Source organism: Bradyrhizobium barranii subsp. barranii (assembly GCF_017565645.3).
In the GTDB taxonomy this organism is placed as follows: Bacteria; Pseudomonadota; Alphaproteobacteria; order Rhizobiales; family Xanthobacteraceae; genus Bradyrhizobium; species Bradyrhizobium barranii.
The window spans coordinates 5,410,167-5,434,615 of sequence record NZ_CP086136.1; the positions used below are offsets into that span (position 1 = coordinate 5,410,167).

Consider the following 24,449-nt stretch of genomic DNA (forward strand, 5'->3'; position numbering starts at 1 on the left):
TTTCCTCGACGCAGCCAACGACCCCTCGGGGGCTGGTACCGGCGTCTGACTGAAATCAATCTCTCCCATGTCTACGAATCCGTCTGCCGACGAGCCTTGTCTCGTCAGCATGAAAACTGCGTGCGCGCTCACGAGTCTGAGCCGCACGATGCTCAACCGGTACCGCGCGGGGGGCCGCTTCCCTGCGGCCGTCCCGCTCGGGGACAAACGTATCGCCTTCGTTAAAGCGGAGGTCAGTGAATGGATCGCCTCGCGCATCGCTGCGCGTGCGGCGAACGATAACAAACAGAGCGGCATCCAAGTTTAGCACGATCGGCCGAGTGCACCGCGCCAGATGGCGCAACCCCATAGCGGGAATTCCACATTGAAAATCCTATCAATTCGCCCGTCGCCACCAGGCGGCAGCACAATTGCGCATGTCGACGTCGAAATAATCGACGGCGTCAAACTCTACGGGCTTCGCGTCTCGCGGGCCGATGACGGCACGTACCGAGCGTTCGGACAGAATTCCGAGCGTGGTCGGACCTGCGCATTCTCGCAAGCGATCGTCGCGCAAATTGCAGAAGCAACGCTTTCCCAACTCTCTTTGACGGGCCATCGCACACATGACCGACACGCACGCTAAACTCAACGACGAATTCACCGGCCTTCCCGATCCAGCCGACGTAGAAGCTGCGTTCCAAGCCGCCGGCGGTGCCGAGGCCGCGCAGGCGTGGCTTGCCGGACACGGCGCCAACTACACCGACGCGAAGATGATAACGATCGATGGCGAGGCGCCGGACGACGCCTTCGTCATCACCGAGGGCGAGCCGGAATGGATAGCCCTGCCGGTGTATCAGGCTGGCGAATTCGTCGACCTGTGCTTGATCCACCGAAACAACCCCAGCGGCTTCCATACGGTCTGCGGTCGGGCGCATTGGCTTGGTGCGGACAACACTGGCCGCGCCAAAATCGTTATCCACGAAAACCCGGTGGATTGGCTAAAGTCCGGTTGCGGCGGCGTCGTGTCGATTGCCGGCGGTGGCTATCGGCAACACTTCAAGGACCTGGCCAATGCTTGCACGATCGAATGCAGCACGATCGACGCTGCAAATGACGTCTGGGAATGGACATTCGGCGGCGATGAGAAAGCCCGCAAGAAAATCCAACTCAATGGCGACGCCGACGCAATCCGCGACGACCTGGCGTGGCTGGCCGCCGAGCAGGCGAAACGGCGAGTCCGTGACACGCTGGACGCTCCGGTCGGGGTTGACCTGCACAAGCTGTATCTACAGGTTGACGCGGTATTTTTGCCGCAACCGGCGAACGACAACCAAGCCGACGATCTTAAGATCGTCGATCCTTCTGACTGGGAAGGACAACCAATCCCGGAGAGGCATTGGTATCTTGAGGGCCTGGTCCCAAACGGACAGGTGACGTTGCTCTCCGGTGATGGCGGCACTGGCAAGAGCCTGCTGGCCTATCAAGTCGGTTTGGCCGGCGTGCTCGGCGTTGAAACGCTGGGGTTTAGGCCGGCGGAGGGACGCGTTGTCTACTTTGCGGCGGAGGATGACGAGGGCGAACTAAAGCGGCGCGGCCATGACATCCTGCGCTCGCTCGGCCGCACATGGGCCGACCTGAGCGGAGACATGCGCGTTATCCCGATGGCGGGAAAGGATGCCGAACTGGTATCCGAAAAACGCCGAAGCCGTGAGCTTGAACTTACAACACTCGCTAAACGGATAACGGACCTGTTGGCAGAATTTCGGCCGAGGCTCCTAATCCTCGACACAGCCGCGGACGTGTTCGGCGGCGATGAGATCAACCGCAAACAGGTTCGGTTCTTCGTGTCGATGTTGCGCCGCATTGCGATGGGCTTCGACCTGGCCGTGCTTCTGCTTTCGCATCCATCTGTCGCTGGCATGCAGACCGGGACCGGCCTGTCGGGGTCGACGGCGTGGAACAACTCGGTCAGGTCTCGACTGTATTTCACCGCAGATAAGACCGATGAGGATCTGCGCCTGCTGAAGAATATGAAGGCGAATTACGGCAGGAAGGGTGCAGAGACCAAACTGCGCTGGCAGGATGGGGCTTTCATTCTCGAAGACGGCAAGCCTTCAGTGCACGCAACGCTATTGGCCAACCATGCTGACGAAGTGTTCCTCAGGATGCTTTCCGCAATCAATGGAAGCGGCAGGCGGGTGTCATCCTCCAGAAGCAGCGCATATGCGCCGACCGTCATGGCGGCCATGCCGGAACGCGATGGCACGAGCAAGAAGGCGTTGGAAGAGGCGATGGCGAGATTGTTCGCTGAAAATAAGATCGCGGTCCTTAAGGAAGGTCCACCGTCAAAACAGCGTGAGCGATTAGTGGTGGTCGAGGATGAAATCCGCCAGAAGCGGATGACTTCCGACTAGGCCTTCCAACGGTCCTTCCAACGGTCTGCCAACGCCTACCGACGGGGTGTACGTTCCAACCCCCTATAACCCCCACCGTTGGGATGGAATCCCAACCCGGTCGGTAGGCCGGTTGGAATTCCACCCAGAAGCAAAATGTGTGCAGCCCGAAGCTGGCCACACCAAGACCGCTGAAGCGGCAAAAAACGAAACCATTCAAGGGTGCACTCACGTGAATAATCCAGCTAACGACAATGCACACACCACGCCGCCCATCGTCACGAGGCTTCGCCGCGCGGGCCGCTACGGAGACCTTGGCAATCTTGTCCGCTTCGCCGGACCTGACCAGGTTTCCCAGCATGCCGACAACGACGACGTTGCCAGCGGATACGCGATCGACACCGTCTATGAAATTCGTCCAAACGAAGGTGAGATCGAGCGGGCCTGTCTGAAGCAGGACGTGCACGGTATCGGCCTGCGGTTCGATGGACGCGGCAGGATCACGGCTTATCGGGCTCACGATGCCAAGGGCGATCCTGTCCTTGATGACCAGGGCAATGAAGGGTGGTTTCCTGCGCGGGAGGGCTATAGGCAATCGAAGGGACGCAGGCGCGTATCCCAAGCGGACCTGGCCGAGGAGAGCGCGCAACATCTGTCCCTGCGCGGGTCAGGCGGCTTTCCCGAGCGTTCTAGCTATGTTGAGCGCGGCAGCGGCGGCGCTGATGCATGGCGTATGCGCCACGCACGGATGAACCACCTTATTGCCGGTATGTACAACGGCCACAGGCTGGAGATCGACCGCCTCGGCATCGGATCGCGCGCAACGTTCGCCGAGGCCCGCAGTGCTGTTGGCTTGGCTCCAGCCGAACGCGGCCCGACCGTCGTTGCTCGCGGCGCTGTATTCCTCGCAGGAAAGACGCGCCGGAATGCTCTGGCTGCGGAAGGCTCATTTGTCGGCGCTCCCGATGCGGTCGAGAACGCCATTGCTGCGGCCATGGACGCGCCCGCTGTCAGGCACCAACTGGGCGAGCACGCTGTCGTACTAAACGACGCCCTGGACGGCCTGACAGCCCGCGATATGGCCAGCAAGCGCGGCTGGGGCAACAGCAAAGGCGCTGAACAGCGCGCGGTGCGAGCGCAAGATAAGGCGTTAGAGGCGCTTGCAGAGGCACAGAAGCAAGCTGCCTAAATTATTTCTACCGGAGTGCTACCTCCGGGTCGCTTCGGAACGAAAGTAATTGAAGGCCACGATTTGTGGTCTGACGTGACGTGCACTCGGCGCGCTGGCCACCACCCGGCGTCGCCACTTTTTCCCGGCCCTGAGCCGCGAAGCCGCTGCATGCGGCGTTTTATTTAACCCTCCAATCCCAATTTCCAATCCTGAAAGGAGAGCGGCCCCAATGGCCACTTTGAATCACGTGCTCGACGCGATCGAGCGTCATCTTGATTTCCCGCGCTCGCGAAGCACCGGAATCGCCAGGCGTCTGCAGGAGGCCGACCTCTTGCCTTCCGGTGCACCCGGCGTCGCCCCGGACCTGGATCCGGATAATGTCCTCGATCTGGTCATTACGCTCGCCTCTGACACCGAGTTGCACACCGCTGTTGACGCGGTCCGCGCCTACCACGCGATGACACCCGGTGGTGTCAACCTGGATGGGGCCCCGCAGTCGATTCCCAACGCGCCGATCGCTGTTGCGATTTTGGTCGAGGACGCACGCACTGGCGTCGCGGAGGCGCGAAAATCTCGGGTTGCCGTATCCTGCAATTGGAGAGCCGTCGCGATTCACAAGCCGGACGGTAGCGTTGTTCGTAAGCGGAGCTTTTCTCCCATTTGATTGACTGGTTTCGCTTTGTGTTTCGGCATGGAATAAGGACCCCGTATTCGGGGTAATCGGCATCCAATCGGGACCCCGGGACAAGGGTCCACAGTGGCTTCCATCAAGTCATGGAAGCCGAGGTTGGGATGCTGGTGGTGGAGACGATTGCGAAGATCCGTCGCGCTTATTTTGTTCATGGTCAGCCGATCAAGGCGATCTGCCGGGAGCTTGGCGTATCGCGCAAGGTGGTCCGCAAGGTCATCCGCTCGGAGGCGACGGAGTTCCGGTACGAGCGAGAGACGCAGCCGCTTCCGAAGATGGGCCCGTGGAGTGCCGAGCTTGACCGGTTGCTGGCGGCGAACGAGAGCAAGACGACGCGCGAACGGCTGACGCTGATTCGCTTGTTCGAAGAGCTTCGCGGCCTCGGATATGCCGGCGGCTACGACGCGGTTCGTCGCTATGCGCGGCGGTGGAGCCGAGAGCGTGGCGCCTCGACGACCTCAGCTTATGTGCCGTTGAGCTTTGCGCCCGGCGAAGCCTACCAGTTTGATTGGAGCCACGAAGTCGTCCTGTTGAGCGGAACCACGGTGGTCGTGAAGGCGGCGCATGTCCGGCTTTGCCACAGTCGGATGCTGTTTGTTCGGGCCTATCCGCGCGAGACGCAGGAGATGGTGTTTGACGCCCACGACCGGGCGTTCGCACTGTTCAAGGGGACTTGCCGGCGCGGCATCTACGACAACATGAAGACGGCGGTGGAGACGATCTTTGTCGGCAAAGGCCGCCTCTACAATCAGCGCTTCCTGCAGATGTGTAGCCATTATCTGGTCGATCCGGTTGCCTGCACGCCAGCGTCGGGCTGGGAGAAGGGACAGGTCGAGAACCAGGTCGGGTTGGTCCGCGAACGCTTTTTCACCCCGCGACTGCGCTTCAAGACATTGGACGAGCTGAACGCCTGGTTGCTCGATAAATGTATCGCCTACGCCAAGGCGCATCGGCATCCAGAGTTCGCCGACCGGACTGTCTGGGAGATCTTCGAGGCCGAGCGACCCAATCTCGTGCCTTATGCAGGTCGGTTCGATGGCTTCCATGCCGTCCCGGCCTCGGTCTCCAAGACCTGCCTGGTGCGCTTCGACAACAACAAGTACTCGGTTGCGGCAAGCGCGGTCGGGCGGCCCATTGAGGTCCAGGCTTATGCGGACCGCATCGTGATCCGCCAGGACGGCCGGGTCGTTGCCGAACATCCGCGATCATTCGGTCGCGGCGAGACGGTCTACGACCCTTGGCACTATGTGCCCGTGCTTGTGCGCAAGCCCGGTGCCTTGCGTAATGGCGCTCCCTTCAAGGACTGGGTGCTGCCCGCAGCGATTGAGCGTGTACGGCGCAAACTCGCCGGTGCCGACGATGGCAATCGACAGATGGTCGATATCCTCAATGCGGTGCTGACAGACGGATTGCCCGCGGTGGAAGCCGCCTGCGCCGAGGCGGTCGCTCATGGCGTTCATTCCGCCGATGTCGTGCTCAACATCCTGGCTCGTCAACGTGAACCTGCCCCACCGGCCAACATCATGACGCCGGCCGCCTTGACGCTTCGCCATGCGCCGATCGCCGATTGTGCCCGCTACGACAACCTCCGGAGGACAAACTGATGGAACGAACCCAAATCTTCGATCTCATGGGCGAGCTTAAGCTCTACGGCATGAAGGCCGCCTTCGACGAGATCATGGCGACCGCCGTCAAACGCCAGCACGAACCCCAGCGCATCGTCGGCGATCTGCTCTCCGCCGAGATCAACGAGAAGCAGGCCCGCTCGATCAAATACCAGCTCACCATCGCCAAGTTGCCGCTTGCAAAGGACATCGCAGACTTCCAGTTCGACGCCACGCCGATCAACCAGACGCTTGTCAATGATCTCGCCGGCGGCGGCTTCATCGCCCAGCAACGCAACGTCGTCCTGGTCGGTGGAACGGGCACCGGCAAGACCCATCTGGCCATCGCTATCGCGCGAAGCTGCATCCGATCCGGCGCCCGTGGCCGCTTCTATAACGTGGTCGACCTCGTCAACCGCCTCGAGACCGAGACCCGCAACGGGCGACAGGGCCGGCTTGCCGAGCACCTAACCCGCATGGACTTCATTGTCCTGGACGAGCTCGGATATTTGCCCTTTGCCCAGTCCGGCGGTCAGCTTCTCTTCCACCTCGTCAGCCGGCTTTATGAGCGCGCCTCCGTCCTCGTCACCACCAATCTGGCATTCGGCGAGTGGCCGAGCGTGTTCGGCGATGCCAAGATGACGACCGCGCTGCTCGACCGGCTGACTCATCACTGCGACATCGTCGAGACCGGTAACGACAGCTGGCGCTTTAAAAGCCGCGACGACGATCAAACAACCCGCGCTCGCGCCGTCTCCGCAACCCCGGCCAGCTCCGACGCCGCGAGCGCTACCATCAAGACTCGCCGATCAAAGGGGTCCCCTTTGGACGCCGATCGGGGGTCCCAGTCCAACGCCGATTGACATCGCTTCGGCTTTCGCTCTGCGATCCTTGGCTTGTCAGAGAGCCGAGAGGAGACTGAAGGCGATGGAACAATCGGGGGAGGAAGCTGAAGCTGATGGCTTTGTGGGGAAGCTTACGCGCCGGACGCGTTCTGGAGGCCGGTTATGGTCTGCGGAGATCAAGGGGCGCGCTGTTTTCGAGAGCATGAAGCCCGACGCCCGGGTATGTGATGTCGCACGGCGTTATGGTGTGAAGGCCCAGCAGTTGACGACGTGGCGCAGATTGGCGCGTGCTGGCCGGCTCGCATTGGTCACGGACGACGCGGCGGATTTCGTGTCGATCGAGCTGAGCGATCCAGTGGCGTCAGGCAAGAGCGAGGGGCCCGTCGAGATTACGATTGGCAAGGTTTCGGTCCGCCTGGATGCGGACGTGTCGGCGGTGCGGATCGCGGAGATCGTGACTGCGATCGAGCGCGGCGCATGATCATTCCGGCGCAGGGACTGCGGATTGTGCTTGCTGTGCGTCCTGTTGACTTCCGGTGCGGGCACGACGCGCTGGCCGGTCTTGTGCAAAACACGCTTGGGCTCGATCCGCATTCGGGCCTGATCGTGGTTTTTCGTTCGAAGCGCGCCGACCGGCTGAAGATTTTGCTATGGGACGGCACGGGCCTCGTTTTGGTCTACAAGCGCCTTGGCCGCGATGGTCGTTTCGAGTGGCCGCAGATCAGCGACGGCGTCATGCATCTGACGCGCGTGCAGTTCGAAGCGCTGTTCGATCACCCATGTTGATGCCCCTCCTTGTTAGGCTGACAGATTCTTAGATCAAGTTGCGCGATGACGTGGTTTCGAAGGTCTCCGATGGCGTGAAGAACGGATGGTGTATTCGGGAAGAGATAGGCGCCGCTGGGCTGGCGATCAATTAGCAAACGCTTGGTTCGGATCTGAACATAGAGCCAGTTTACTGGAATCTCGAGCCTTCGGGCCAGTTCGGGCGGGCTGAGGTATGAGTCGTCATGCTCCCATCGGCTGCGCTGGGCAGTTACCTTGATGGCGGCGGCACGACGGAGCCGCCCAACGGTGATAGGCAGCACCTTATCGGCGCAACGGGGAGAGCGGTGACCTTCCCGAGTAAGGATTGTGGCGATCTTGTCGTCTGGGACGCCGTCGCGAGCGAGCGTCAGAAGGCGTTCCCGCATCTCTGTGCCTCGCGTCAATCTGGTGACGGAGTTGACGCTCATCTTCACTTCGAGCTCCGTCACGGCGCCTCCCCGCCAGACGATCCTAGCCAGGGCCAAGTCGCGCTCACCGCGGTCGAGAACGACCTTTTCGATGAGACATCGCAACAACGCCTTGCGATGCGCATCCGAGATAGTCTCGTCACCCCATATCTGCGGGAGGCGGCCGGTGAGGCTGATGACCTTGTCGTTGAGCTCCTTGCTTATGGCCACTTGTGTGATGGCTTTGGGCGGCGTCTGTCGGGCAAGCGCCTCTTCGGCGGCGCGCACGTCGTTTAGCGCCGCTTCCCATCGACGCTCGAGTTCCGAGGCGACCAACCGATTATCTGGATCAGCTCGGTTGAACTGCCGTTCGGCGAGCGCCGCCGTGTATCGCTTGCGCTCGAGCTCTCGTTCTGCACTGGAGCGTAGCGCATTGTTCGTCTGCTGCTGCACCCGGCGGGAGCGCGACAAGGCATCGAGTTCGGCCGGCGCTAGTGCGGTTAGGAATGCGTCGCCAACGGCTGCATCGATATGGGCGGCGCGGATGTGTTGGCAGGTTGGCTGACCTTCCTGGGTACGCAGGTGATTGCATACATATTCGCCGCCGCCCTTGTAGCGGACGTACATCTTATGGCCACATCGTGCGCACCAGGCAATGCCGTGGAGCAGGAGCTCGCCATTGCGAGGCGCGCCGCGGGTTTTGATGCGCATGTATTCGGCTCGGTTATCTCTGATGACGGATCGGATTTTTTCATAAATTGGCCAGTCGATATAGGCTGGATATCGATCTTTAACGACGATCCGCCACTCCTCCATCGGCCGCGGAGCCTTTTGTGGCAGGGCCCCCTCCCGCTTCGGCGGCCGGAAGCGGGTTCGTCCATAGACAAAGGCGCCCGCGTATGCGGGGTTCTTCAAGATCGCCGCGACGGCAGCCAGCGTCGCGCGCGTCCAGCACAAATCGCCATATCGATCACGACGCGGCAGTTCCAGGTCACGCTCGTTCAACGCTCGCATGACCTTGGCAACGCTGCGCAGCTGCAGGAATAACTGGAAGACGAGACCGAGCCGCCCTTGCACGGCCATGTCGGGATCCTTAACGACCACACCGCTCGGGTCCCGCATCAGCCCGATTGGCAGCATAACCGCAAGTTCGCCGCGTTCGGCTTTGGCCAGCAGGCCGGCGGTCAGCCGGCTGCGGATCGTATGTAGCTCAAGCTCGGAGATCGAACCCTTCAGCCCGAGAAGCAACCGTCCGTTGGGAGTGCCCGGATCATAGACACCATCGCGGTCGGCGATCAGGCAGCCACGTAGACCACAGATATCCAGGAGCGGATACCAGTCGGTACAATTACGCGCCAAGCGGGTCACGTCGATCGACAGGATGAGTCCCACTTCACTCAGGCCAACACGGCCAACGAGTTCCTTGAAGCCGTTACGCTGTGCTATAGACGCGCCGCTCAACCCGAGATCGGCATCAATCACGTCGATGGCCGCCTCACGCCATCCGAGTTCGCGGGCGCGCTGGCGAAGCGCGTATTGAAGGCGCAGGCTCTCCTGATTGCTTACGACCTGATGGGGCGTCGACTGCCGGATGTAGACTACGGCTTTGCGCGCCAAGTGGCTTGGTGTGACCAGCTCGGACTTCATGAGGGATCTCCGCCAAAATTGCGGCGACGTCTTCGACGATCTGGCGTCGGAGCGCGGGCGTCAGCGTCGACCAAAGATCGGCTGGATCCATGCTCATGTGCGTCGGGACAATCCGCTGTCGATAAAAGCTCGAGTAGAGCCTCCATACTCAGCTTAATCTGATTTGCCTCTTGCTCATAATATTCGATTGCGGTTGCTTGAATCAGAAGACTGCTTCCTGCGCGATACTCAACTTCATACGAAGCGGGAATGCCTCGGCCTCGCTGACCGATCTTCCTAATCACTCGATATGAGCGCCCCCACAAAGGATGGTGGGGGTCCCCAACCTCGACCACCTCCGGAAATGATTCGTCAGACTCACTATCAGGGACATTCCTCAATCCCCTCGTTTGAAGGGCTGAACTGGAAGCGAGTGGGCGAACGGATTGTCGCGACGCCAGCTGCGGCGAACTGACTCAGACCCGACAACCTGTTTCGCGCGGGGCTTTGGGATGATAGCTTGCGGATGTGCCGCCGTCCCCCATTGATCCCGCCCGTCTTGCAGCGCTGCCCGCCGATGTGCGCGCGCTCTTCCGCGCGCAGGAAGCGATGATTGAAGCCGAGCGTCGTCGCGCAGACGATGAATGCTCGGCGCGCCTTCATGTCGAGAGTGAACTGGCTGCGTCCAAAGAGAGCGTCGAACGCCTCGAACTGCTCGTGAAGGAGTACGAGCGCGCACGTTTCGGTAAACGCTCGGAGAAGTTCAATCCCGATCAGATGCAACTGGTTCTCGAGGACATCGAGATTGCCATCGCCGAAGTCCAGGAACGCCAGGACGATCGTGCGCGCCGCGCCGGCACGGCGCCGTCCAGCCGCCGGACCAGGCGCGCTGCCCGTGCCTTTCCCGCGCACCTGCCGCGCATCGAGCAGGTGATCGAACCCGAGAACCTCGAGTGTCCCTGCGGCTGCGGCCGGATGGTCCAGATCGGCGAGGATCGCTCCCGCCGTCTCGATGTCATGGCCGCCCAGTATCGTGTGATCGAGACGGTGCGACCGCGCTACGCCTGCGCAAAGGGCTGCACCGGTGTTGCTCAGGCGCCGGCGCCCGCCCATCTCGTGGAGGGTGGCATCCCCACCGAGGCGCTGCTGGCGCAGGTGGCGGTCGCCAAGTTCAGCGAGCACATGCCACTCTATCGTCAGTCGCAGGTTCTGGCTCGGCATGGCATCTTCATCGATCGCGCCGTTCTGGCAGACTGGATGGGAACGGTCGCCTTCCACCTCGCGCCGCTGGTCGAGCGCATGAGCGTCGTGATGAAGCAATCGGGCCGCTTGTTCATAGACGAGACCAGGGCGCCTGTGCTCGATCCGGGCCGGGGCCGAACGAAGACCGGCTATCTGTGGGCTGTCCTGCGCGACGATCGCGGCCACGGCGGCGCTGATCCACCAATCGTGGTCTACCACTACGCGCCAGGACGCGGTGGTGACCATGCTGAGCGCATCCTCGAGGGCTTCGACGGCATCCTTCAGGTCGACGGATACCAGGGCTATCATCGGCTCGCACGGCCCAAGCGCAAAGGCGGCGTGCCGCTGCGGCTGGCCGCATGTTGGTCCCACTCAAGGCGCAAGATCATCGCAGCGACTCCGAAAGCCGGCTCACCCATCGCCGAAGCCGTTCTCGCGCGCATCGCCGCACTCTATGCGATCGAGAAGGAGATCCGTGGCGCCGACGCCCCGGCTCGGCAAACGACCCGTAACGAGCGATCACGGCCGCTCGTCGCTGAACTCGAGAGGTTTCTGCGCGAGCAAGCCGCTCGCCTGTCGCCGGGCAGCGAGATGGGCAAGGCGATCGCCTATCTCCTGAACCATTGGGATGGCCTCACCTTGTTTCTCGACGATGGTTGCGTTGAGATGGACACCAATCCCGTCGAAAATCAAATCAGGCCGCTGACTCTGACGCGTAAAAATAGTTTATTTGCTGGTCACGACGAAGGTGGTCGTTCATGGGCGCGCATAGCTTCGCTCATCGCCACCTGCAAAATCAACAGCGTGGAGCCCTACGTCTGGATGAAAGCGACGCTCAAGGCGATCGCAACCGGTCACCCGCAGTCCCGGATCGACGAGCTCCTGCCCTGGTCGTTCGGCCGCACCTCGTAATTCTCCGTCGTTGCCGCCTCCATACCCCCCGTCAACGATTTGCAAACACGTTGATCAACAGACTGCAATCCCCACGCCAAACCTTTGCGAATGGGACGCGAACGTCGCTTACCGTTGTTCGATTCTGCATGCCCGGTCAGGACGCCGTCCATTGGCCATCGCGAGGCCATCACAAATCGATCAAGCTTAACGTCGCCGCGTTAGCGGACGCACTCGACAAACTTTTTGGAGACGACAAGTAATGGCCCCGTTGAAGACGAAAACCACCGACGAATTCCGCGTCCCCAGCCTCGCGGAGTCGGATCCATCCTACGGCGCGCTCGTCGCCAAGCAGACCGAGCTGCATAACCGCTACATCAAACTGCGCGACGAGCGCTCAAAACTCAGTCGCGAAATTGAAGCTGAGAAAGCGGCTGGCGGTCAGCGTGTCGCGCCCGACGTTGCGCGGCTTCTCGGGGATCCCGAAGACTCTGTTACGGGATTGTCGCAGCGCCTTCGCGAAGTTGCCACCGAGATGGGAAACATCGAGAGCGCGCAGGAAATTCTTCGACGTCGTATGGAAGAAGCGCGCGGTCGAGCCAGCGCGATAGTTTGTGCAACTGTGCGACCTGAGTACGATCGCCGCCTTGGTGTTCTGTGCAAGTTGCTGAGCGAGGTAGAAATCGCGCGCCAGTCGCACGATGAATTGCTTGACGATCTGGAGCGCGAAGACGTGGCGAAGAGTTATCTGCAGCCGGTGATTCCGTTCTTTCTTGGCGATCGGCATGATGGGAAAATTGCATATTACTTGAGGGAAGTACGGGAGGCTGGTCACAATGCTTGAGAAAGCCACCTCAAAGCGTGCGGGATCAACCAAGCAATCGCGACGCATCAAACTGCCCGGCAAGTCCGAAGCCTACGCCAGTACCGATCCCGTCGAGATTGCGCGCGAGTTGCGGGCGCAATCCAGGCTTGGCAAGCGCGAGGCCCGGCTCGCCGCCGCGGAGATGAAAGCGCGTGGCTGACGTGATCACAGGATTCGCTGTGGTGTTCGGGGATGAAACCGTCATCGCGGGCGAGTTTCGCGAAAGGATCGCTCCAGGCGCGTTCACTCGCACGCTGAAGGAAAAGCCGGATGTTGTGATGTTGCTTGATCATGATTCCGGTCGCGTACTGGGCAGGACGGCGGCTGCGACGCTTTCTCTGCGAGAGAATAGCGCTGGCCTGTACTTTGCTCTGACTGTCGATCCCTCAACGCCAGAAGGACAGACAGCACTCGGAACGGTTAGCCGGCAGGATATACGCGGCTGTAGCTTCGGATTTCGGGTGCGCGCCGAGGAGTGGCAGGACGGCGGTGACCGATTGCCGTTGCGGACAATTACAGATGTAGATCTGTTCGAGCTAACGCTGACGGCATTCCCCGCCTATCCAACGACCTCAGCGGCTATGCGCTCCACGGCCAACACCAACAACCAAGCAGCCCGGCGTCGCGTCGAAGCGAAGATGCGAAAGCGCAATATCCCGCTGGCGTGAGCCGGGTAGGGGGGTATGGAAAATCGCTCCCGCCGCCGTCCATAGCTACCGGCGGCCCCCCATCGCATTCGCCCGCGAGTCCCCGGTTGAATCGGTTGTCCCCCACCGCACGACCCATATTTGAAGGCCTTTTCAGGACATGAAGCACATTATTCCGAAGCACCTATCCGCGCCAACGCGGCGCTGGATCAAACAGATTTTGGCCGATTTCGATCTTGAATCGTTTCATTTTCGCCTCCTAACAAAGGCAGGTGAGGCCTGGGACCGCAGCGAACAGGCGCGCGAGCTTCTCGCGAAGGAGGGCATCACGACGCCGGATCGGTATGGCGTCGCCAAGACTCATCCCGCCATTGCCATCGAACGCGACTCCCGGCTGGCCTTTGCCAGGCTGCTGCGTGAGTTGGCGCTTGACGCGGCGGCGCCCGACAGCCGGCCGCCTCGCACCCCCGATTACGGGAGCCGCCGATAATGCCCGTGCGTAAACGAACCGAGAGGCGGCGCAACGCCGGCACTCTCGATGATTGGGAATGGGCGCTCGAAATGGGTTGGCCGTGCACGGGGGATCTGGATGGAATCTGCGAACTCGACGCGCAAGGCTACCCTGACCGAGAGGCGGCGCGCGACGCTTGGCAACGGTTCGGCGCGCAGATCATGGCCAGGTGGCGCGCGGAACATCCGAATGGATCGAGGTACGCCTGCTGGGGACTCGAACAGTTCGGTGAGCCACCATGCCGGTAAGGCCCGCAGGGCGCGCCAAGCGGCGCCGTTCCGCGCACATCACCCCGGAAGCCGTCGCGCTGTTTCGGCGGGGGATGCGCGCGCCACATGACCAGCACATCAGGATCGCCCTGGCCGCCGAGCTTGGCCGGAGCAAGTTCGCCGCCAGCCCGCTGGATCCCAAGCCGCAATCGTTGATCGGATGCGACCGCGAGCCGGCTGAGGTCGTGCTCGGGATTCGGGCGCAGCTGCTTAGTAAGATTAGAACAAAGGATTTCGAATGATTGATTGCAACAACACTACATCAGACGCGACCGAACCACCAACGAATCCAGTTGAAGGTTTTGTGTTCACGCCCGCCGGAAGCGACGTCGTTCAAGTCTGGCAAAAAATCAACGGCCAGTACGTGCGCATCGATGTTGCAGCTGCACGCCCTGATGAGGAAGCTTATATTGTCCACACCGCTTAATTCATACTCCACCGGCACTGTCGCAGTATCGGCGGACGGCACGACCGTTACCGGCACGAGCACCATTTGGTCCAGCGCCGGCAACGTCAAGCCTGGCGATCTATTCCAGAGCGGGCATTTTTGCGTTCCGATTACGGACGTCACAGACGACACGCACCTAACCATCACGCCCTGGCCGGGTTCGGCGCTGAGCGGCGCGTCGTACGTGGTCTGGAAAGTGTCGCAACAGCGCATCGTCGGCGAGACCTACGCGCGCGACGTCGACAAGGTGGTTGGTGCGCTCAACACGTCTGGCTTCTTCGTCTTCGTCGACGTCAGCCAGACCGTGCCGGATCCATCTCTCGGCGACGACGGGCAATACGCGTTCCAGCCGACGACGGGCAAGACCTGGGCGAAGGTTGCCGGCGTCTGGACCTATCTCGGCATTTATAAGGCGTTCCAGCTCAAGGGCGCGTGGAGCGGCGCGACCGCTTACGCGGCCAACGACGTCGTGACGCTGAGCGGGTCGAGCTACGCGTGCGTTCTCGACCACACCAATCATACGCCGCCGAATGCGACCTATTGGCAGTTGTTGGCTGCGAAGGGGGACACTGGCAGCCCCGGCCCGACCGGCGCAGGCTACGGCGGCACGTCGACGACGTCGCTCGCGATCGGCACCGGATGCAAGGCGTTCACCACGCAGGCCGGACTTGCTTATCAGAATGGCGCGCGCGTGCGCGCGACTGCGACCGCTGGCGCAACCGGGTGGGTTGAGGGTGTCGCGACCTATAGCGGGACGACGAGAGCTGGCCCCGCAAATTCGGACAGTAGCTTGAGTGGATTTTCTGCCTGACAGCGGCGAGGATTCTTGCTGCGAATCAGGAGCGAAGATGACGAAGAAGAGCCGCCGGACGCATTCTCCGGCATTCAAGGCGAAGGTTGCTTTGGCTGCGGTCAAAGGCGACAAGACACTGGCGGAGCTGGCGCAACTGTTTGATGTTCATCCGAACCAGATCACGATCTGGAAAAACCAGCTCCTGGAAGGCGCCGCCGGCGTGTTTGGGCATGACAAGACATCGGCCGAGACGCCGGTCGATTTGAAGGCGTTACATGCCAAGATCGGCGAGCTGGCGTTGGAAAACGATTTTTTGTCCGGCGCGCTCACCAAGGCGGGCCTGCTGAGCGCAAAGCGATGATCGACCGCGATCATGATCTTTCTATCGTGCGCCAGGCGAAGGTCCTGAAGCTGGCTCGCAGCACGGTCTACTATGAACCTCGGCCAGTTTCGGCCGAGGACCTTGCCTTGATGCGTCGGCTCGATGAGCTGCATCTCGATTATCCCTTCGCGGGAGCGCGTATGCTGCGATCGTTGCTGCGGCGGGAGGGCGTATACGCCGGTCGCCGCCACATCGCGACGCTGATGAAGCGCATGGGGATCGAGGCGGTCTATCGTCGCCCGAACACGAGCAAGCCGGCTCCGGGTCACAAGATCTACCCGTACCTGTTGCGCGGATTGAAGATCGAGCGGCCCGACCATGCGTGGGCAATGGACATCACCTACATTCCGATGCGGCGTGGCTTCGTCTATCTCGCGGCGGTCGTCGATGTGTTCAGCCGACGGGTCCTGGCCCATCGCGTCTCGATCACAATGGAGGCGGCCTTCTGCGTCGAAGCGGTCCAGGAGGCGTTGGCGAAGCACGGCAGGCCCGAGATTTTCAACACGGATCAGGGCAGCCAGTTCACCAGCCTCGAGTTCACCGATGTGCTGCTGGACGCGAAGATCGCCATCAGCATGGACGGCAAGGGCGCCTGGCGCGACAACGTGTTTGTCGAGCGGCTCTGGCGCACGGTCAAATACGAAGAAGTATATCTCCGCGCCTACGACAGCGTGTCCGAGGCGCGAGCGTCAATTGCCAAGTATCTGGCCTTCTACAATCAGGGACGCCCTCACTCGAGCCTTGACGGGCGCACGCCCGACGAGGCTTACTTCGGCACGCAAGCTATGGTGATGGCCGCATGACCGTCGCCGACGGTTTTGTCGTCGCTCTGGTCGGGCTACGCCCTCCCGACGCAACGACAAAACCGTAAAGCCCCGCGTTCAGCATAACCCGGCAGGAATCCACTTAAATCCAGCGGGGCGCTGTCCAAACAACCGGGGCCAGCTCTTCGAAAGTCGCGCACTACTTTTCATTTTTGAAAAATGGATAAGTTAAAACGATTGCCACGGTAGACGGTGTTCACCCGAACAACGCTGGCTCAGCTACGATGGCCACCATCATTTACAACGCCATGCAGCCAGCGGAGTGCCTTACTAGTAAAGTTCTACCACGGCCAAGCGCTGGCGCCTCCGCGCGGCGCATCAGGGTTGTCCCTTCGCCATTGGATCAGCGCGCTCTTGAAGCATGAAGCGTATGGATTGCCCGACTCAACGCCTTTGCAGGCAGCCGTCGCACGAGCCACTTCCGCGGAGCTCCACCACTCGGGGGCGTTCGATGTCGCGGTCATGGATATCCCGATGAGCGAAATCACCATGGCGGCGTACCACCATAGGCGCTCGTTTTTCAGTATCCGCACCGCAGAATCCTCCGGCCGCGCAGCCTACTCCGCCACAACCGCTCCGTGCAAGCCCGCCATATAGCTACTTGACGCGCGCCGCAAATTGATCCTGCGGCTGAATCGCCACCCAGCCACTACTAAGGAGATGTCTCCCAGGGAGGATCATTGCCCAACGACGACTTTCAACGACAAATCGGCCAGTTGCCGATCAAACTTAAACGCCAACTCGCGACGGCGCTGCCTGCGATCCGAGCCTGATCGCCAAATCACTGGCTACGACCAGTCCTGGTAGTTGCTCTAGGGCATTCGTCCGGAGGATACGTTGCCCTGGTCAGCTTCTCCCTCCCTTGAGGCTGACCGGGCGAAGTTAGCGGCGCGTGATAGGGACAGCGCTTTATCTCCAAACGAGGCGCCGAGTCACGTTGCCGCTAACGTTCCCGCTGTTTAGGTCGCGCGGCTGCCACCGTGAGCCCGGTGTGATCCTTTAGGCTATCGATTACCTTGAGCGCGGCTTCGAGTTCATCTCGAAGATGCTTCGTAATCCGCAGAACGCCGCTCGCGAGCTCCTCGCGGCTGATATCTGCACCGTGAGCAACTTTTTCTTCGAGGTCGCGTATAGCTTCGTCGATCTTGTGCAGCGAGAGTGTGCTAGGCATCATCCGGCTCCGTCCTGATTAAGGGGCCGGCATCCGCCGACCACAGCGTAAAAATGCGTCCGCTACACGGTTGAGTAAAGCGGGTGGCGTTGCGGGAAAATCTGTCCCCATCTCGCGTCTGAGCGCCTCGAATTCGGATAAGGTCGAAAGAGGGCAATCCGCCACCGCGTCCATTTTTGAGCAGATAACTTCAACCCGGGATCGCCAATCGGCCATCTGTTCTTCAGTTCGCTGTGGCGCGTACGTGTCTTCTGCCGGTGTATGGCTTGTCCTACGGACGTAGTCCGTGAATGCTTGGATTGCCGCTACCACTTCGGTCCTAGGCACGGCGGCTACTCCTATGAGGCGGAGCCAGCTCGAACAGTTGCAGGCCGAGCACTTTGATATGGCATGCACGCGGGGGCGCGACAACCCACCGGTGTTGGTAGGTGCTTCCAGTTCTTCTCAGCGATACTCCTTGGTGGCACCAGGGGGGGATTTTGGCCCCCTCGGGAGCAAAGGCGGCCAGCCCCAGTCTTCGAGGACGGGCTGGCCACCGAAGTTAGCGTGATAGGGACGGCGCTTCATCGCTCCATCGCGAAGCGCCGAGTCATGTCGCCCTAACACTGGGCAGCGCGGGTGTGGCAGGGACAGCGTCGGTTGCGCATTTCCCGGCGCCGAGTCGCGCCCGCGCTGCTTAGATAGGGATGTTAGCAAAAGTCTCGTGACACCCGGAGAGGGGGGGGGGATGACTAAGGTCACCGTCCACAAGGTTTTTCTCTACGAACCCCAGGAAGACGAGCCGCTTGTTTCTCGGCGAATGGCGACTCGCGCGGGCGCGGTCGCCATGTGCGGGGTAGTCATAGAAGGCACTGGGTGCGTGATAGACGCAACGGACCTTGAGACGGGAAACCAATGGACTGCGCTGGACTTCGACCCAGTCGCTGCGGGCCGCGAGAAAACCTAACCAAATCAATCAGAGCAACGCGCGACACCGGGTCAACAGGTGGGCAACCTGTAATGCGAGCGTCGCGCGTTGCAACTCAGAAAGGGGCTCGCCTCAAATTAGCTCGCATTCCTACTAACGAGATATCGCTGCCAGCTTCTGATATTTGAAGTGTGACCGAGCGGGCTGACGAGAAGCTGTCGAGACAATCCCGAAGAGATAATGATGCGGGCTCATGGCGTTCCGCAGAGGGGGGCGGGCGATGGCGCGGGTGCACAGCGATCCCTGTCAATTTAGACAGGTGCGCCCCTGCCTGATGTTGGCACATGATCATCACTGACGGAGGGCCAAAGCTATGCAGCGCTATTATTTCCCGATCATCCACAACGGTCGCTTTCAGCCAGACAGCGATGGCGAGGTGTTTGGCTCGGCCGATCTCGCGGGTCAATACGGCGCTCGTGTCGCGCAAGATATCGGCAGCGACCCAGACTACGATCCTTTTAGCGAAACTGTCGTGGTCGTGGTTGACGACTCCGGCACCGAGATCGCGCGGCACAGGGTTGAAGAGCGGCGGAGCGATGGAGGCGAGCCAAGCTCAGGCCGCGAGGAGGGGCTATGGCGTGGAGGGTCAGGTCCCGTTTGACTGGTCCTATGCCTGACGCTGTGGCACGGTGCAGCAAGTGGTTAACGAAGGCAGCTGATTCTCATTGGCAAGCGTACCACGAAGGGCTAGGAAGGCCTGGGTAGGGCGTGAATGGCTGGCGATACAACCTTTAAGCTTCGCTACGTGGGGACGCGCTTCAATGGCGCGCGGTTGCCCGTTGACGTGCTCACCGATCTTCCGGCCTTTCGAGATTTGCTCGTAGCCTTCGCTAAAGACGAATGGCGCGACCTAAATGCCGGTCGAAAGCGCGTTCCAAAGGGATTCGACAAGAGCATCAGTTTTGATCTGGTCGGGATAGACGATGGCAGTGCCGTTCCTCTCCTGAACTGGAGCCGAAACGCTGCGCAAGAAAACCTTCCAGGCTTCGAAGATGAACTGCAGGACATCGTGGGCGGCTCGTATTTGGATGTCGTTCAGCTAATTGATGGCGCTGGGCATGAGCAATTTCCCAAGTCTCTTTCCTCGGAGCACATACGCGCTCTAAACCGGCTTGGATCTGGCCTGAGAGAGCACGAGAAGATCGAGTTTCTAGGAAGCTCGGGACAGGATGGCAAAGTAGTTTATCTAGACAGCTACCGCAGAAAGGCCCTCATTACACGCGTGCGAGAGACATACCATGCGCGATTTGAAGGCGTTGGTATCTTGCGCGGATCATTCGCTGACGAGGTGATGGGACGTGTCGTTCTTGCCACGCCAGAGCACGGTGAGATCACCATTCCGCTCGAAAGTGATCGGGTAAAAGAAGAATTCGACGGCAATATTGATTCAGAAGTTCAATTCGATCTTCAGATTGAAATGGACAATGCCGACAGATTGCGCGGGGTCGTCGGTGTCTTCGATTTAGAGCTAATTGACGTAGAAAGTGGTGCTGATCTGTTGAGATGCCGAAATAGGCTTGCGGAGCTGAGGGCTCTCTCTGATGGGTGGCACGACGGCGTTGGTCGTCGCATAGCCGATGACGCTGTAGAGCTTGCCAATCGCTTCCTCGGCAAGCGCCCTACGCTGTCCAAGCGATATCACATCTACCCCACCGAAGAGGGCGGAATACTTATCGAGTTTGAAGCCAACTCGTGGGACATCTCGGTCGAATTTTTGCCAGGGGGTGGAATGGAGCTTTACGGAGTGCAAATCGACGGGGCTGACGAGCTTCAGCCGGTGCAGTTTTCGGACATCGACGGGGACTTCATGGCGGCTTTCGACCGGCGAGTGAAGGGCGGCTAAGGGCGATGGGCGACAAACTGACAGACCAGACCGAGATACTTTTTAGGCAGATACATCCAACTTTCATCGAGAATGGAGAGCCCTCTAGCCCGTCTTATTCGCGAGAGGGCGCCTGAGAGGCTGGCGAGCGTGGTGTAAAGCGCTGATGCGGCGTAGGATTCGGTTGCGAAGCCACCCCATCACCTTCAACCGCGAACGCCACGCCCGCCATGACCGATGATACGATTTCAGACCACTATCGAGAAGCAAGAATTCAACACAAATAAAACCTCTGCCTCGCGCTCGATCTCTTCATGCTTGATAGTCTCGTTTCGGAGGCTGATCACCTACCGCGTCTAATAGGCCGCTCGCGCCGGTTTCTTTGGACGCGGCACGACCGCGACTCCACGTTTCGGCACAGAAATGATCGGGAGTCACTCAATCTTTCTTCAACTTAACCCGTCTTATTCGTAAGAGTGCGCCTGAGGGGTAAAGCGCTGATGCGGCGTAGGATTCGGTTGCGAAGCCAACCCCATCACCTCCAACCGCGAACGCCACGCCCGCCATGACCGACGATACGATTCCGCCCTTCTCGTTTCCAGCCGTTCACGCCAAGAAAGTCACAGCTGCCTTCGATGGTGGGCGCCTAACCTCGAACGGGGGCGTGATGCTTCTGGCGATGGCCGAGCGGCGTCTCGGTTTGGCCAACAATCTGGCCCGGGTGTTCCCGGATCGGCGCGATCCGACGCGGGTCGTGCACAGCCTGGTCGATATGCTCCGCGCTCGCATGTTCGCGATCTGCTGCGGCTACGAGGACGCCGACGACCTCGATCATCTGAGGTCCGATCCGGCATTCAAACTGGCCTGCGGACGGCTGCCGGACACGGGCCGGGATTTGTGTTCCCAGCCGACGCTGTCGCGGCTGGAGAATGCTCCGCGCCTGCGCGACGTGATCCGGCTGACCTACATTTTGGTCGACGCATGGATGGATAGCTACCCGCGCGAGCCGGCATCCGTCACGCTCGACATCGATGATACCTGCGACGTCGTCCACGGCCATCAGCAGCTCTCGCTGTTCAACGCTCATTATGACGAACGCTGCTTCCTGCCGATCCACGTCTACGACACGGAGAAGAGCCGGCCCGTGGCGGTCGTGCTGCGGCCCGGCAAGACGCCGGGCGGCGTCGAGGTGCGTGCCCATCTGCGCCGCCTGGTACGGCATATCCGGACGCGATGGCACAACACGCAAATTACGTTCCGTGGCGACGGGCACTATGCCCGGCCGGAGGCCATGGCGTGGTGCGAGACCAACGGCATCGACTACATCTTCGGTCTGTCCGGCACCAAGCCTCTCGCCAGAAAAGTCGACGAGGTCGCCGACGACATCCGCACGCGACGCGCCATCGAGAACCTGCCGGTTCTGCGTGGCTATACCGAGACGCGCCACAAGGCAAAGTCCTGGGATCGCGAACGGCGCACTGTCGCCCGTATTGAGGCGACGATGCTCGGCCTCGACATCCGCTTCGTCGTCACCAGCCTCGATGTCGGCTCGGCCGAGTGGATCTACGACAGCCTGTATTGCGCGCGCGGCCAAGCCGAGAATCTGATCAAGCTGCATAAGACACAGCTCGCCTCCGACCGCACCAGCTGCCGTTCGGCGCTCGCCAACCAGGTCCGTCTCGTGCTCCATACGGCCGCTTATTGGCTGATGCTGACCGTGCGCGACGCCATTCCCAAAGCCCGGGAATTGGCCGCTGCCGAGTTCGCGACGCTGCGTCTTCGTCTCTTGAAAATCGCTGCCCGTGTGGTCGAGACCACGAGCCGCATTCGCCTTGCGTTTGCCGCGGCATGTCCCGAAGCCGACCTGATCCGCGGCTTGCCAGGCGCGTTGCTGCCGCTCGGTCCTTGACCGGCGGGGCGTCCGCCCCCCGTTCGCCCAACCTATACCTCAAGCGCGTTGCAAAGTACGGGTCGTCAGGCGGTGAAAAGCCGAAGGCAATCCTGTGCGCCTCGTCAGACAAGATGTGCGGCCGCATCAATCGGGCCAAAAAGCCGCACTCTCACGAATAGGACGGGCTAGTCAGCCCTTCAAGCCGACTGAAAAGGATAGAAATCTGCTGTCTGTTGATCGATCGTCGATGGTTTCTGCGGAGCGGTCTCACGTTGGGTATACCGCAGCAGGCATGTCTTCTTCCGCTGTTTACGGTCTAACAGTCGGCGAGTTTGGTACGGAGAAGATCGTTTGCAACTCCGATCCGGTCGATGACGGAGATCTTAAAAACGCCGCTCACTCTGTTGCTGATTATTCAGCCCACACGGCGAGCCAGCAAAAGAACGTGGCCAAGCGTCTAAGAGCTATGGCGGAATCTGGGTGATGACGGTGTGAGGAAGGCGGCGTATCGAGGCGGGTGACGAGCCTGCCAGAACCTCTCGAGGAGAGCGATACGCCATGACCGAGACTACCAATGTTCTTGCTTTCCGTCAGCCGTCCGCGGTTGATGATCCACTGACCGATATCGTTCGTGCCGGCGCGCGGGACCTGCTTGCCAGGGCGATCGAGATCGAGGTTGGCGCGTTTCTGGCCAGCACGGCCAATCTGACGCTGCCCGACGGTCGAGCGCGCCTGGTCCGACATGGGCACGGTCCGGTGCGCGAGATTGCGACCGGCATCGGTCCGGTGGAGGTCGCTCGTCCCAAGGTCCGCGACCGCGGAGCGAGCGGGCCAGGCGACCGCCTCCGCTTCAGTTCGGCAATCCTGCCGCTATGGGCGCGGCGGACGAAGAGCCTGGATGCCTTGATCCCGGTCCTCTATTTGCGCGGCATCTCGACCGGCGACTTCCAGGAGGCGCTCTCGGCGCTGCTCGGCAAGGATGCGCCGAACCTGTCGCCTTCGGTGATCGCCGGCCTGAAGGCCGATTGGCAGGTCGAGTACGAACGCTGGCAGAGACGCGATCTGTCGGCGCGTCGCTATGTCTACATCTGGGCCGATGGCGTGTACCTGCAGGCCCGCATGGAAGATCACAGCGAATGCATGCTGGTGCTGATTGGCACCACGCCGGAAGGCAAGAAGGAGCTGATCGGCTTCCAGGTCGGCGTGCGCGAGAGCGCGCAGAGCTGGCGCGAACTCCTGATCGACCTGCGGCAACGCGGGTTACGGATTGCCCCGCAACTCGCCATCGGCGACGGCGCCCTCGGCTTCTGGAAGGCCCTGGACGAGGCCTTTCCCGGCACGCGGCACCAACGATGCTGGTGCCATAAAGTGAGCAACGTACTCGACAAGGTCGCCAAATCCGTGCAGGGCCCCATGAAGAACGACCTGCGGAACATCTATCTGGCCCCACACCGGGCCGAAGCTGAAACCGCGATCGACGTCTTCGTCGAGAAATACCACGTCAAATACGGACGTGCGGTGGAGTGCCTGATCAAGGATCGCCATGCGCTGCTCGCCTTCTTCGACTTCCCTGCTGAGCACTGGATCCACCTACGCAGCTCGAACCCGATCGAGAGCGTCTTCGCCACGGTGCGCCACCGAACGGTGCGGACCAAGGGATCGCTGTCGCAACAAACTGCGAAGCTGATGGTGTTCAAGCTCATCGACGCCGCATCGAAGACCTGGCGGCGATTGAAGAGCACGAACCAGTTGCCGAAAGTCATCGCCGGTGTAAAGTTCATCGACGGAATCGAAGTCATTCCGAACACTGAAAGCCACGCCGCCTGATCAGGCCGCGTCACCCAAAATCAGCCATAGCTCGCGTCTAAAGCGCAAGGCCATTGAGAGGGGCTGCCTGCATCCCGCGAGTAACGAGGCGCTGTCGAACACCCAAACTGGTACATGAGGAGAGGGCCAGAAATTAGGTGCGTTATATCTCAGCTCAATCGTTCGATTGTTCGTCCCTTCGCCTTCTCCATCAAATCGATTTGATGTGCGGTGTCCAAATCCTTTTTGAGAAGATCCCTGCATGGGCTGGCTGACAGGTCGGTCTCTTGCCCGCATTCCTCGCAAGTCCAGTTTGTTTTGTTTTCCAGTCGTCCTATGACCACCGTGTGCTTGCAGGCTAGTGGAAAAAGTATCTGATCCAACATGCTGATTGTCA

Annotated in this window: 22 protein-coding genes and 1 pseudogene; 21 read left to right on the forward strand and 2 right to left on the reverse strand. The window is 60.7% G+C overall.

Annotated elements, in window-relative coordinates; genetic code table 11:
• Positions 1-148: 148 nt before the first annotated feature.
• The 8 genes and pseudogenes from J4G43_RS26030 (at position 149) to tnpB (ending at position 7,469) form a co-directional block, all read left to right on the forward strand.
• Positions 149-307, forward strand: coding sequence for an AlpA family phage regulatory protein (locus J4G43_RS26030; protein ID WP_249814650.1), 159 nt, complete (start codon positions 149-151; stop codon positions 305-307).
• Positions 308-605: 298 nt separating this feature from the next.
• Positions 606-2,396 (forward strand): AAA family ATPase, encoded by a 1,791-nt coding sequence (locus J4G43_RS26035; protein WP_208086737.1) that lies wholly within the window; start codon positions 606-608, stop codon positions 2,394-2,396.
• A 139-nt stretch (positions 2,397-2,535) separates the two neighbouring features.
• Complete coding sequence (locus J4G43_RS26040) at positions 2,536-3,564, forward strand: hypothetical protein (protein ID WP_225005088.1); 1,029 nt, start codon at positions 2,536-2,538, stop codon at positions 3,562-3,564.
• Positions 3,565-3,775: 211 nt separating this feature from the next.
• A complete protein-coding gene (locus tag J4G43_RS26045; protein ID WP_225005090.1) occupies positions 3,776-4,210 on the forward strand; it encodes a hypothetical protein in 435 nt (144 codons plus the stop codon).
• Positions 4,211-4,338: 128 nt separating this feature from the next.
• Positions 4,339-5,878 (forward strand): annotated as a pseudogene (gene istA, locus J4G43_RS26050) (IS21 family transposase).
• A complete protein-coding gene (gene istB, locus J4G43_RS26055; protein WP_208083951.1) occupies positions 5,838-6,701 on the forward strand; it encodes an IS21-like element helper ATPase IstB in 864 nt (287 codons plus the stop codon). Before istA ends, istB begins: the two are co-directional and overlap by 41 nt.
• 64 nt (positions 6,702-6,765) lie before the next feature.
• Positions 6,766-7,164, forward strand: coding sequence for a transposase (locus J4G43_RS26060; RefSeq protein ID WP_026192391.1), 399 nt, complete (start codon positions 6,766-6,768; stop codon positions 7,162-7,164).
• The gene (tnpB, locus tag J4G43_RS26065) at positions 7,161-7,469 is read left to right on the forward strand and encodes an IS66 family insertion sequence element accessory protein TnpB (RefSeq protein ID WP_060907863.1); all 309 of its coding nucleotides are present in this window, start codon (positions 7,161-7,163) and stop codon (positions 7,467-7,469) included. The genes J4G43_RS26060 and tnpB overlap by 4 nt, the downstream gene beginning before the upstream one ends.
• Here the strand turns inward: tnpB and J4G43_RS26070 are convergent.
• Positions 7,457-9,544 carry a recombinase family protein gene (locus J4G43_RS26070; protein WP_049810452.1) on the reverse strand — a complete coding sequence of 696 codons (2,088 nt, stop codon included), beginning with the start codon at positions 9,542-9,544 and terminating at the stop codon, positions 7,457-7,459. The two genes, tnpB and J4G43_RS26070, sit on opposite strands and share 13 nt — an antisense overlap.
• Positions 9,545-10,132: 588 nt before the next feature.
• On the opposite strand from J4G43_RS26070, the gene tnpC reads away from it, so the two are divergent.
• The 9 genes from tnpC to J4G43_RS26115 all read left to right on the forward strand — a co-directional run bounded on the left by tnpC (position 10,133) and on the right by J4G43_RS26115 (position 16,374).
• Positions 10,133-11,677, forward strand: coding sequence for an IS66 family transposase (tnpC, locus tag J4G43_RS26075; RefSeq protein ID WP_224517700.1), 1,545 nt, complete (start codon positions 10,133-10,135; stop codon positions 11,675-11,677).
• Between the two features lie 241 nt (positions 11,678-11,918).
• On the forward strand, positions 11,919-12,500 hold the full coding sequence (locus J4G43_RS26080; protein ID WP_208086738.1) for a hypothetical protein: 582 nt from the start codon (positions 11,919-11,921) through the stop codon (positions 12,498-12,500).
• On the forward strand, positions 12,493-12,681 hold the full coding sequence (locus tag J4G43_RS26085; protein WP_208086739.1) for a hypothetical protein: 189 nt from the start codon (positions 12,493-12,495) through the stop codon (positions 12,679-12,681). The genes J4G43_RS26080 and J4G43_RS26085 overlap by 8 nt, the downstream gene beginning before the upstream one ends.
• Complete coding sequence (locus J4G43_RS26090; RefSeq protein WP_225005092.1) at positions 12,674-13,189, forward strand: HK97 family phage prohead protease; 516 nt, start codon at positions 12,674-12,676, stop codon at positions 13,187-13,189. The genes J4G43_RS26085 and J4G43_RS26090 overlap by 8 nt, the downstream gene beginning before the upstream one ends.
• Before the next feature lie 139 nt (positions 13,190-13,328).
• Positions 13,329-13,658: a P27 family phage terminase small subunit gene (locus J4G43_RS26095; protein WP_208086740.1), complete on the forward strand. Its 330-nt coding sequence runs from the start codon at positions 13,329-13,331 to the stop codon at positions 13,656-13,658.
• Positions 13,659-13,917: 259 nt separating this feature from the next.
• Positions 13,918-14,190 carry a hypothetical protein gene (locus J4G43_RS26100; protein WP_208086741.1) on the forward strand — a complete coding sequence of 91 codons (273 nt, stop codon included), beginning with the start codon at positions 13,918-13,920 and terminating at the stop codon, positions 14,188-14,190.
• Entirely contained in the window at positions 14,187-14,375 is a 189-nt protein-coding gene (locus J4G43_RS26105) for a hypothetical protein (protein WP_208086742.1), read from the forward strand. The genes J4G43_RS26100 and J4G43_RS26105 overlap by 4 nt, the downstream gene beginning before the upstream one ends.
• The gene (locus J4G43_RS26110) at positions 14,359-15,207 is read left to right on the forward strand and encodes a hypothetical protein (protein WP_225005094.1); all 849 of its coding nucleotides are present in this window, start codon (positions 14,359-14,361) and stop codon (positions 15,205-15,207) included. Before J4G43_RS26105 ends, J4G43_RS26110 begins: the two co-directional genes overlap by 17 nt.
• A gap of 37 nt (positions 15,208-15,244) precedes the next feature.
• A protein-coding gene (locus J4G43_RS26115) for an IS3-like element ISRj2 family transposase (RefSeq protein WP_129557670.1) occupies positions 15,245-16,374 on the forward strand; the annotation gives its coding sequence in 2 pieces (ribosomal slippage) (positions 15,245-15,497 and positions 15,497-16,374; 1,131 coding nt in all).
• Between the two features lie 964 nt (positions 16,375-17,338).
• Here J4G43_RS26115 and J4G43_RS26120 read toward each other — a convergent pair.
• Positions 17,339-17,566 carry a hypothetical protein gene (locus tag J4G43_RS26120; protein ID WP_225005096.1) on the reverse strand — a complete coding sequence of 76 codons (228 nt, stop codon included), beginning with the start codon at positions 17,564-17,566 and terminating at the stop codon, positions 17,339-17,341.
• A gap of 1,280 nt (positions 17,567-18,846) precedes the next feature.
• Here J4G43_RS26120 and J4G43_RS26125 point away from each other — a divergent pair.
• From J4G43_RS26125 to J4G43_RS26140, 4 genes are all read left to right on the forward strand, one after another.
• The gene (locus tag J4G43_RS26125) at positions 18,847-19,134 is read left to right on the forward strand and encodes a DUF6894 family protein (protein WP_208086744.1); all 288 of its coding nucleotides are present in this window, start codon (positions 18,847-18,849) and stop codon (positions 19,132-19,134) included.
• Positions 19,135-19,245: 111 nt separating this feature from the next.
• On the forward strand, positions 19,246-20,376 hold the full coding sequence (locus J4G43_RS26130; protein ID WP_208086745.1) for a hypothetical protein: 1,131 nt from the start codon (positions 19,246-19,248) through the stop codon (positions 20,374-20,376).
• 544 nt (positions 20,377-20,920) lie between these two features.
• On the forward strand, positions 20,921-22,264 hold the full coding sequence (locus J4G43_RS26135; RefSeq protein WP_208084705.1) for an IS1380-like element ISBdi2 family transposase: 1,344 nt from the start codon (positions 20,921-20,923) through the stop codon (positions 22,262-22,264).
• A gap of 540 nt (positions 22,265-22,804) precedes the next feature.
• Positions 22,805-24,073 carry an IS256 family transposase gene (locus J4G43_RS26140; protein WP_038952271.1) on the forward strand — a complete coding sequence of 423 codons (1,269 nt, stop codon included), beginning with the start codon at positions 22,805-22,807 and terminating at the stop codon, positions 24,071-24,073.
• Positions 24,074-24,449 lie beyond the last annotated feature (376 nt).

Coding starts and splice junctions, on each gene's coding strand:
- J4G43_RS26140 (WP_038952271.1), top strand. CDS start 22,805: ATGACCGAGACTACCAATGTTCTTGCTTTCCGTCAGCCGTCCGCGGTT.
- J4G43_RS26030 (WP_249814650.1), top strand. CDS start 149: ATGCTCAACCGGTACCGCGCGGGGGGCCGCTTCCCTGCGGCCGTCCCG.
- J4G43_RS26125 (WP_208086744.1), top strand. CDS start 18,847: ATGCAGCGCTATTATTTCCCGATCATCCACAACGGTCGCTTTCAGCCA.
- J4G43_RS26060 (WP_026192391.1), top strand. CDS start 6,766: ATGGAACAATCGGGGGAGGAAGCTGAAGCTGATGGCTTTGTGGGGAAG.
- J4G43_RS26080 (WP_208086738.1), top strand. CDS start 11,919: ATGGCCCCGTTGAAGACGAAAACCACCGACGAATTCCGCGTCCCCAGC.
- J4G43_RS26035 (WP_208086737.1), top strand. CDS start 606: ATGACCGACACGCACGCTAAACTCAACGACGAATTCACCGGCCTTCCC.
- J4G43_RS26095 (WP_208086740.1), top strand. CDS start 13,329: ATGAAGCACATTATTCCGAAGCACCTATCCGCGCCAACGCGGCGCTGG.
- J4G43_RS26100 (WP_208086741.1), top strand. CDS start 13,918: ATGCCGGTAAGGCCCGCAGGGCGCGCCAAGCGGCGCCGTTCCGCGCAC.
- J4G43_RS26120 (WP_225005096.1), bottom strand. CDS start 17,566: ATGCCTAGCACACTCTCGCTGCACAAGATCGACGAAGCTATACGCGAC.
- J4G43_RS26130 (WP_208086745.1), top strand. CDS start 19,246: ATGGCTGGCGATACAACCTTTAAGCTTCGCTACGTGGGGACGCGCTTC.
- J4G43_RS26085 (WP_208086739.1), top strand. CDS start 12,493: ATGCTTGAGAAAGCCACCTCAAAGCGTGCGGGATCAACCAAGCAATCG.
- tnpC (WP_224517700.1), top strand. CDS start 10,133: ATGATTGAAGCCGAGCGTCGTCGCGCAGACGATGAATGCTCGGCGCGC.
- istB (WP_208083951.1), top strand. CDS start 5,838: ATGGAACGAACCCAAATCTTCGATCTCATGGGCGAGCTTAAGCTCTAC.
- J4G43_RS26045 (WP_225005090.1), top strand. CDS start 3,776: ATGGCCACTTTGAATCACGTGCTCGACGCGATCGAGCGTCATCTTGAT.
- J4G43_RS26070 (WP_049810452.1), bottom strand. CDS start 9,544: ATGAAGTCCGAGCTGGTCACACCAAGCCACTTGGCGCGCAAAGCCGTA.
- tnpB (WP_060907863.1), top strand. CDS start 7,161: ATGATCATTCCGGCGCAGGGACTGCGGATTGTGCTTGCTGTGCGTCCT.
- J4G43_RS26135 (WP_208084705.1), top strand. CDS start 20,921: ATGACCGACGATACGATTCCGCCCTTCTCGTTTCCAGCCGTTCACGCC.
- J4G43_RS26105 (WP_208086742.1), top strand. CDS start 14,187: ATGATTGATTGCAACAACACTACATCAGACGCGACCGAACCACCAACG.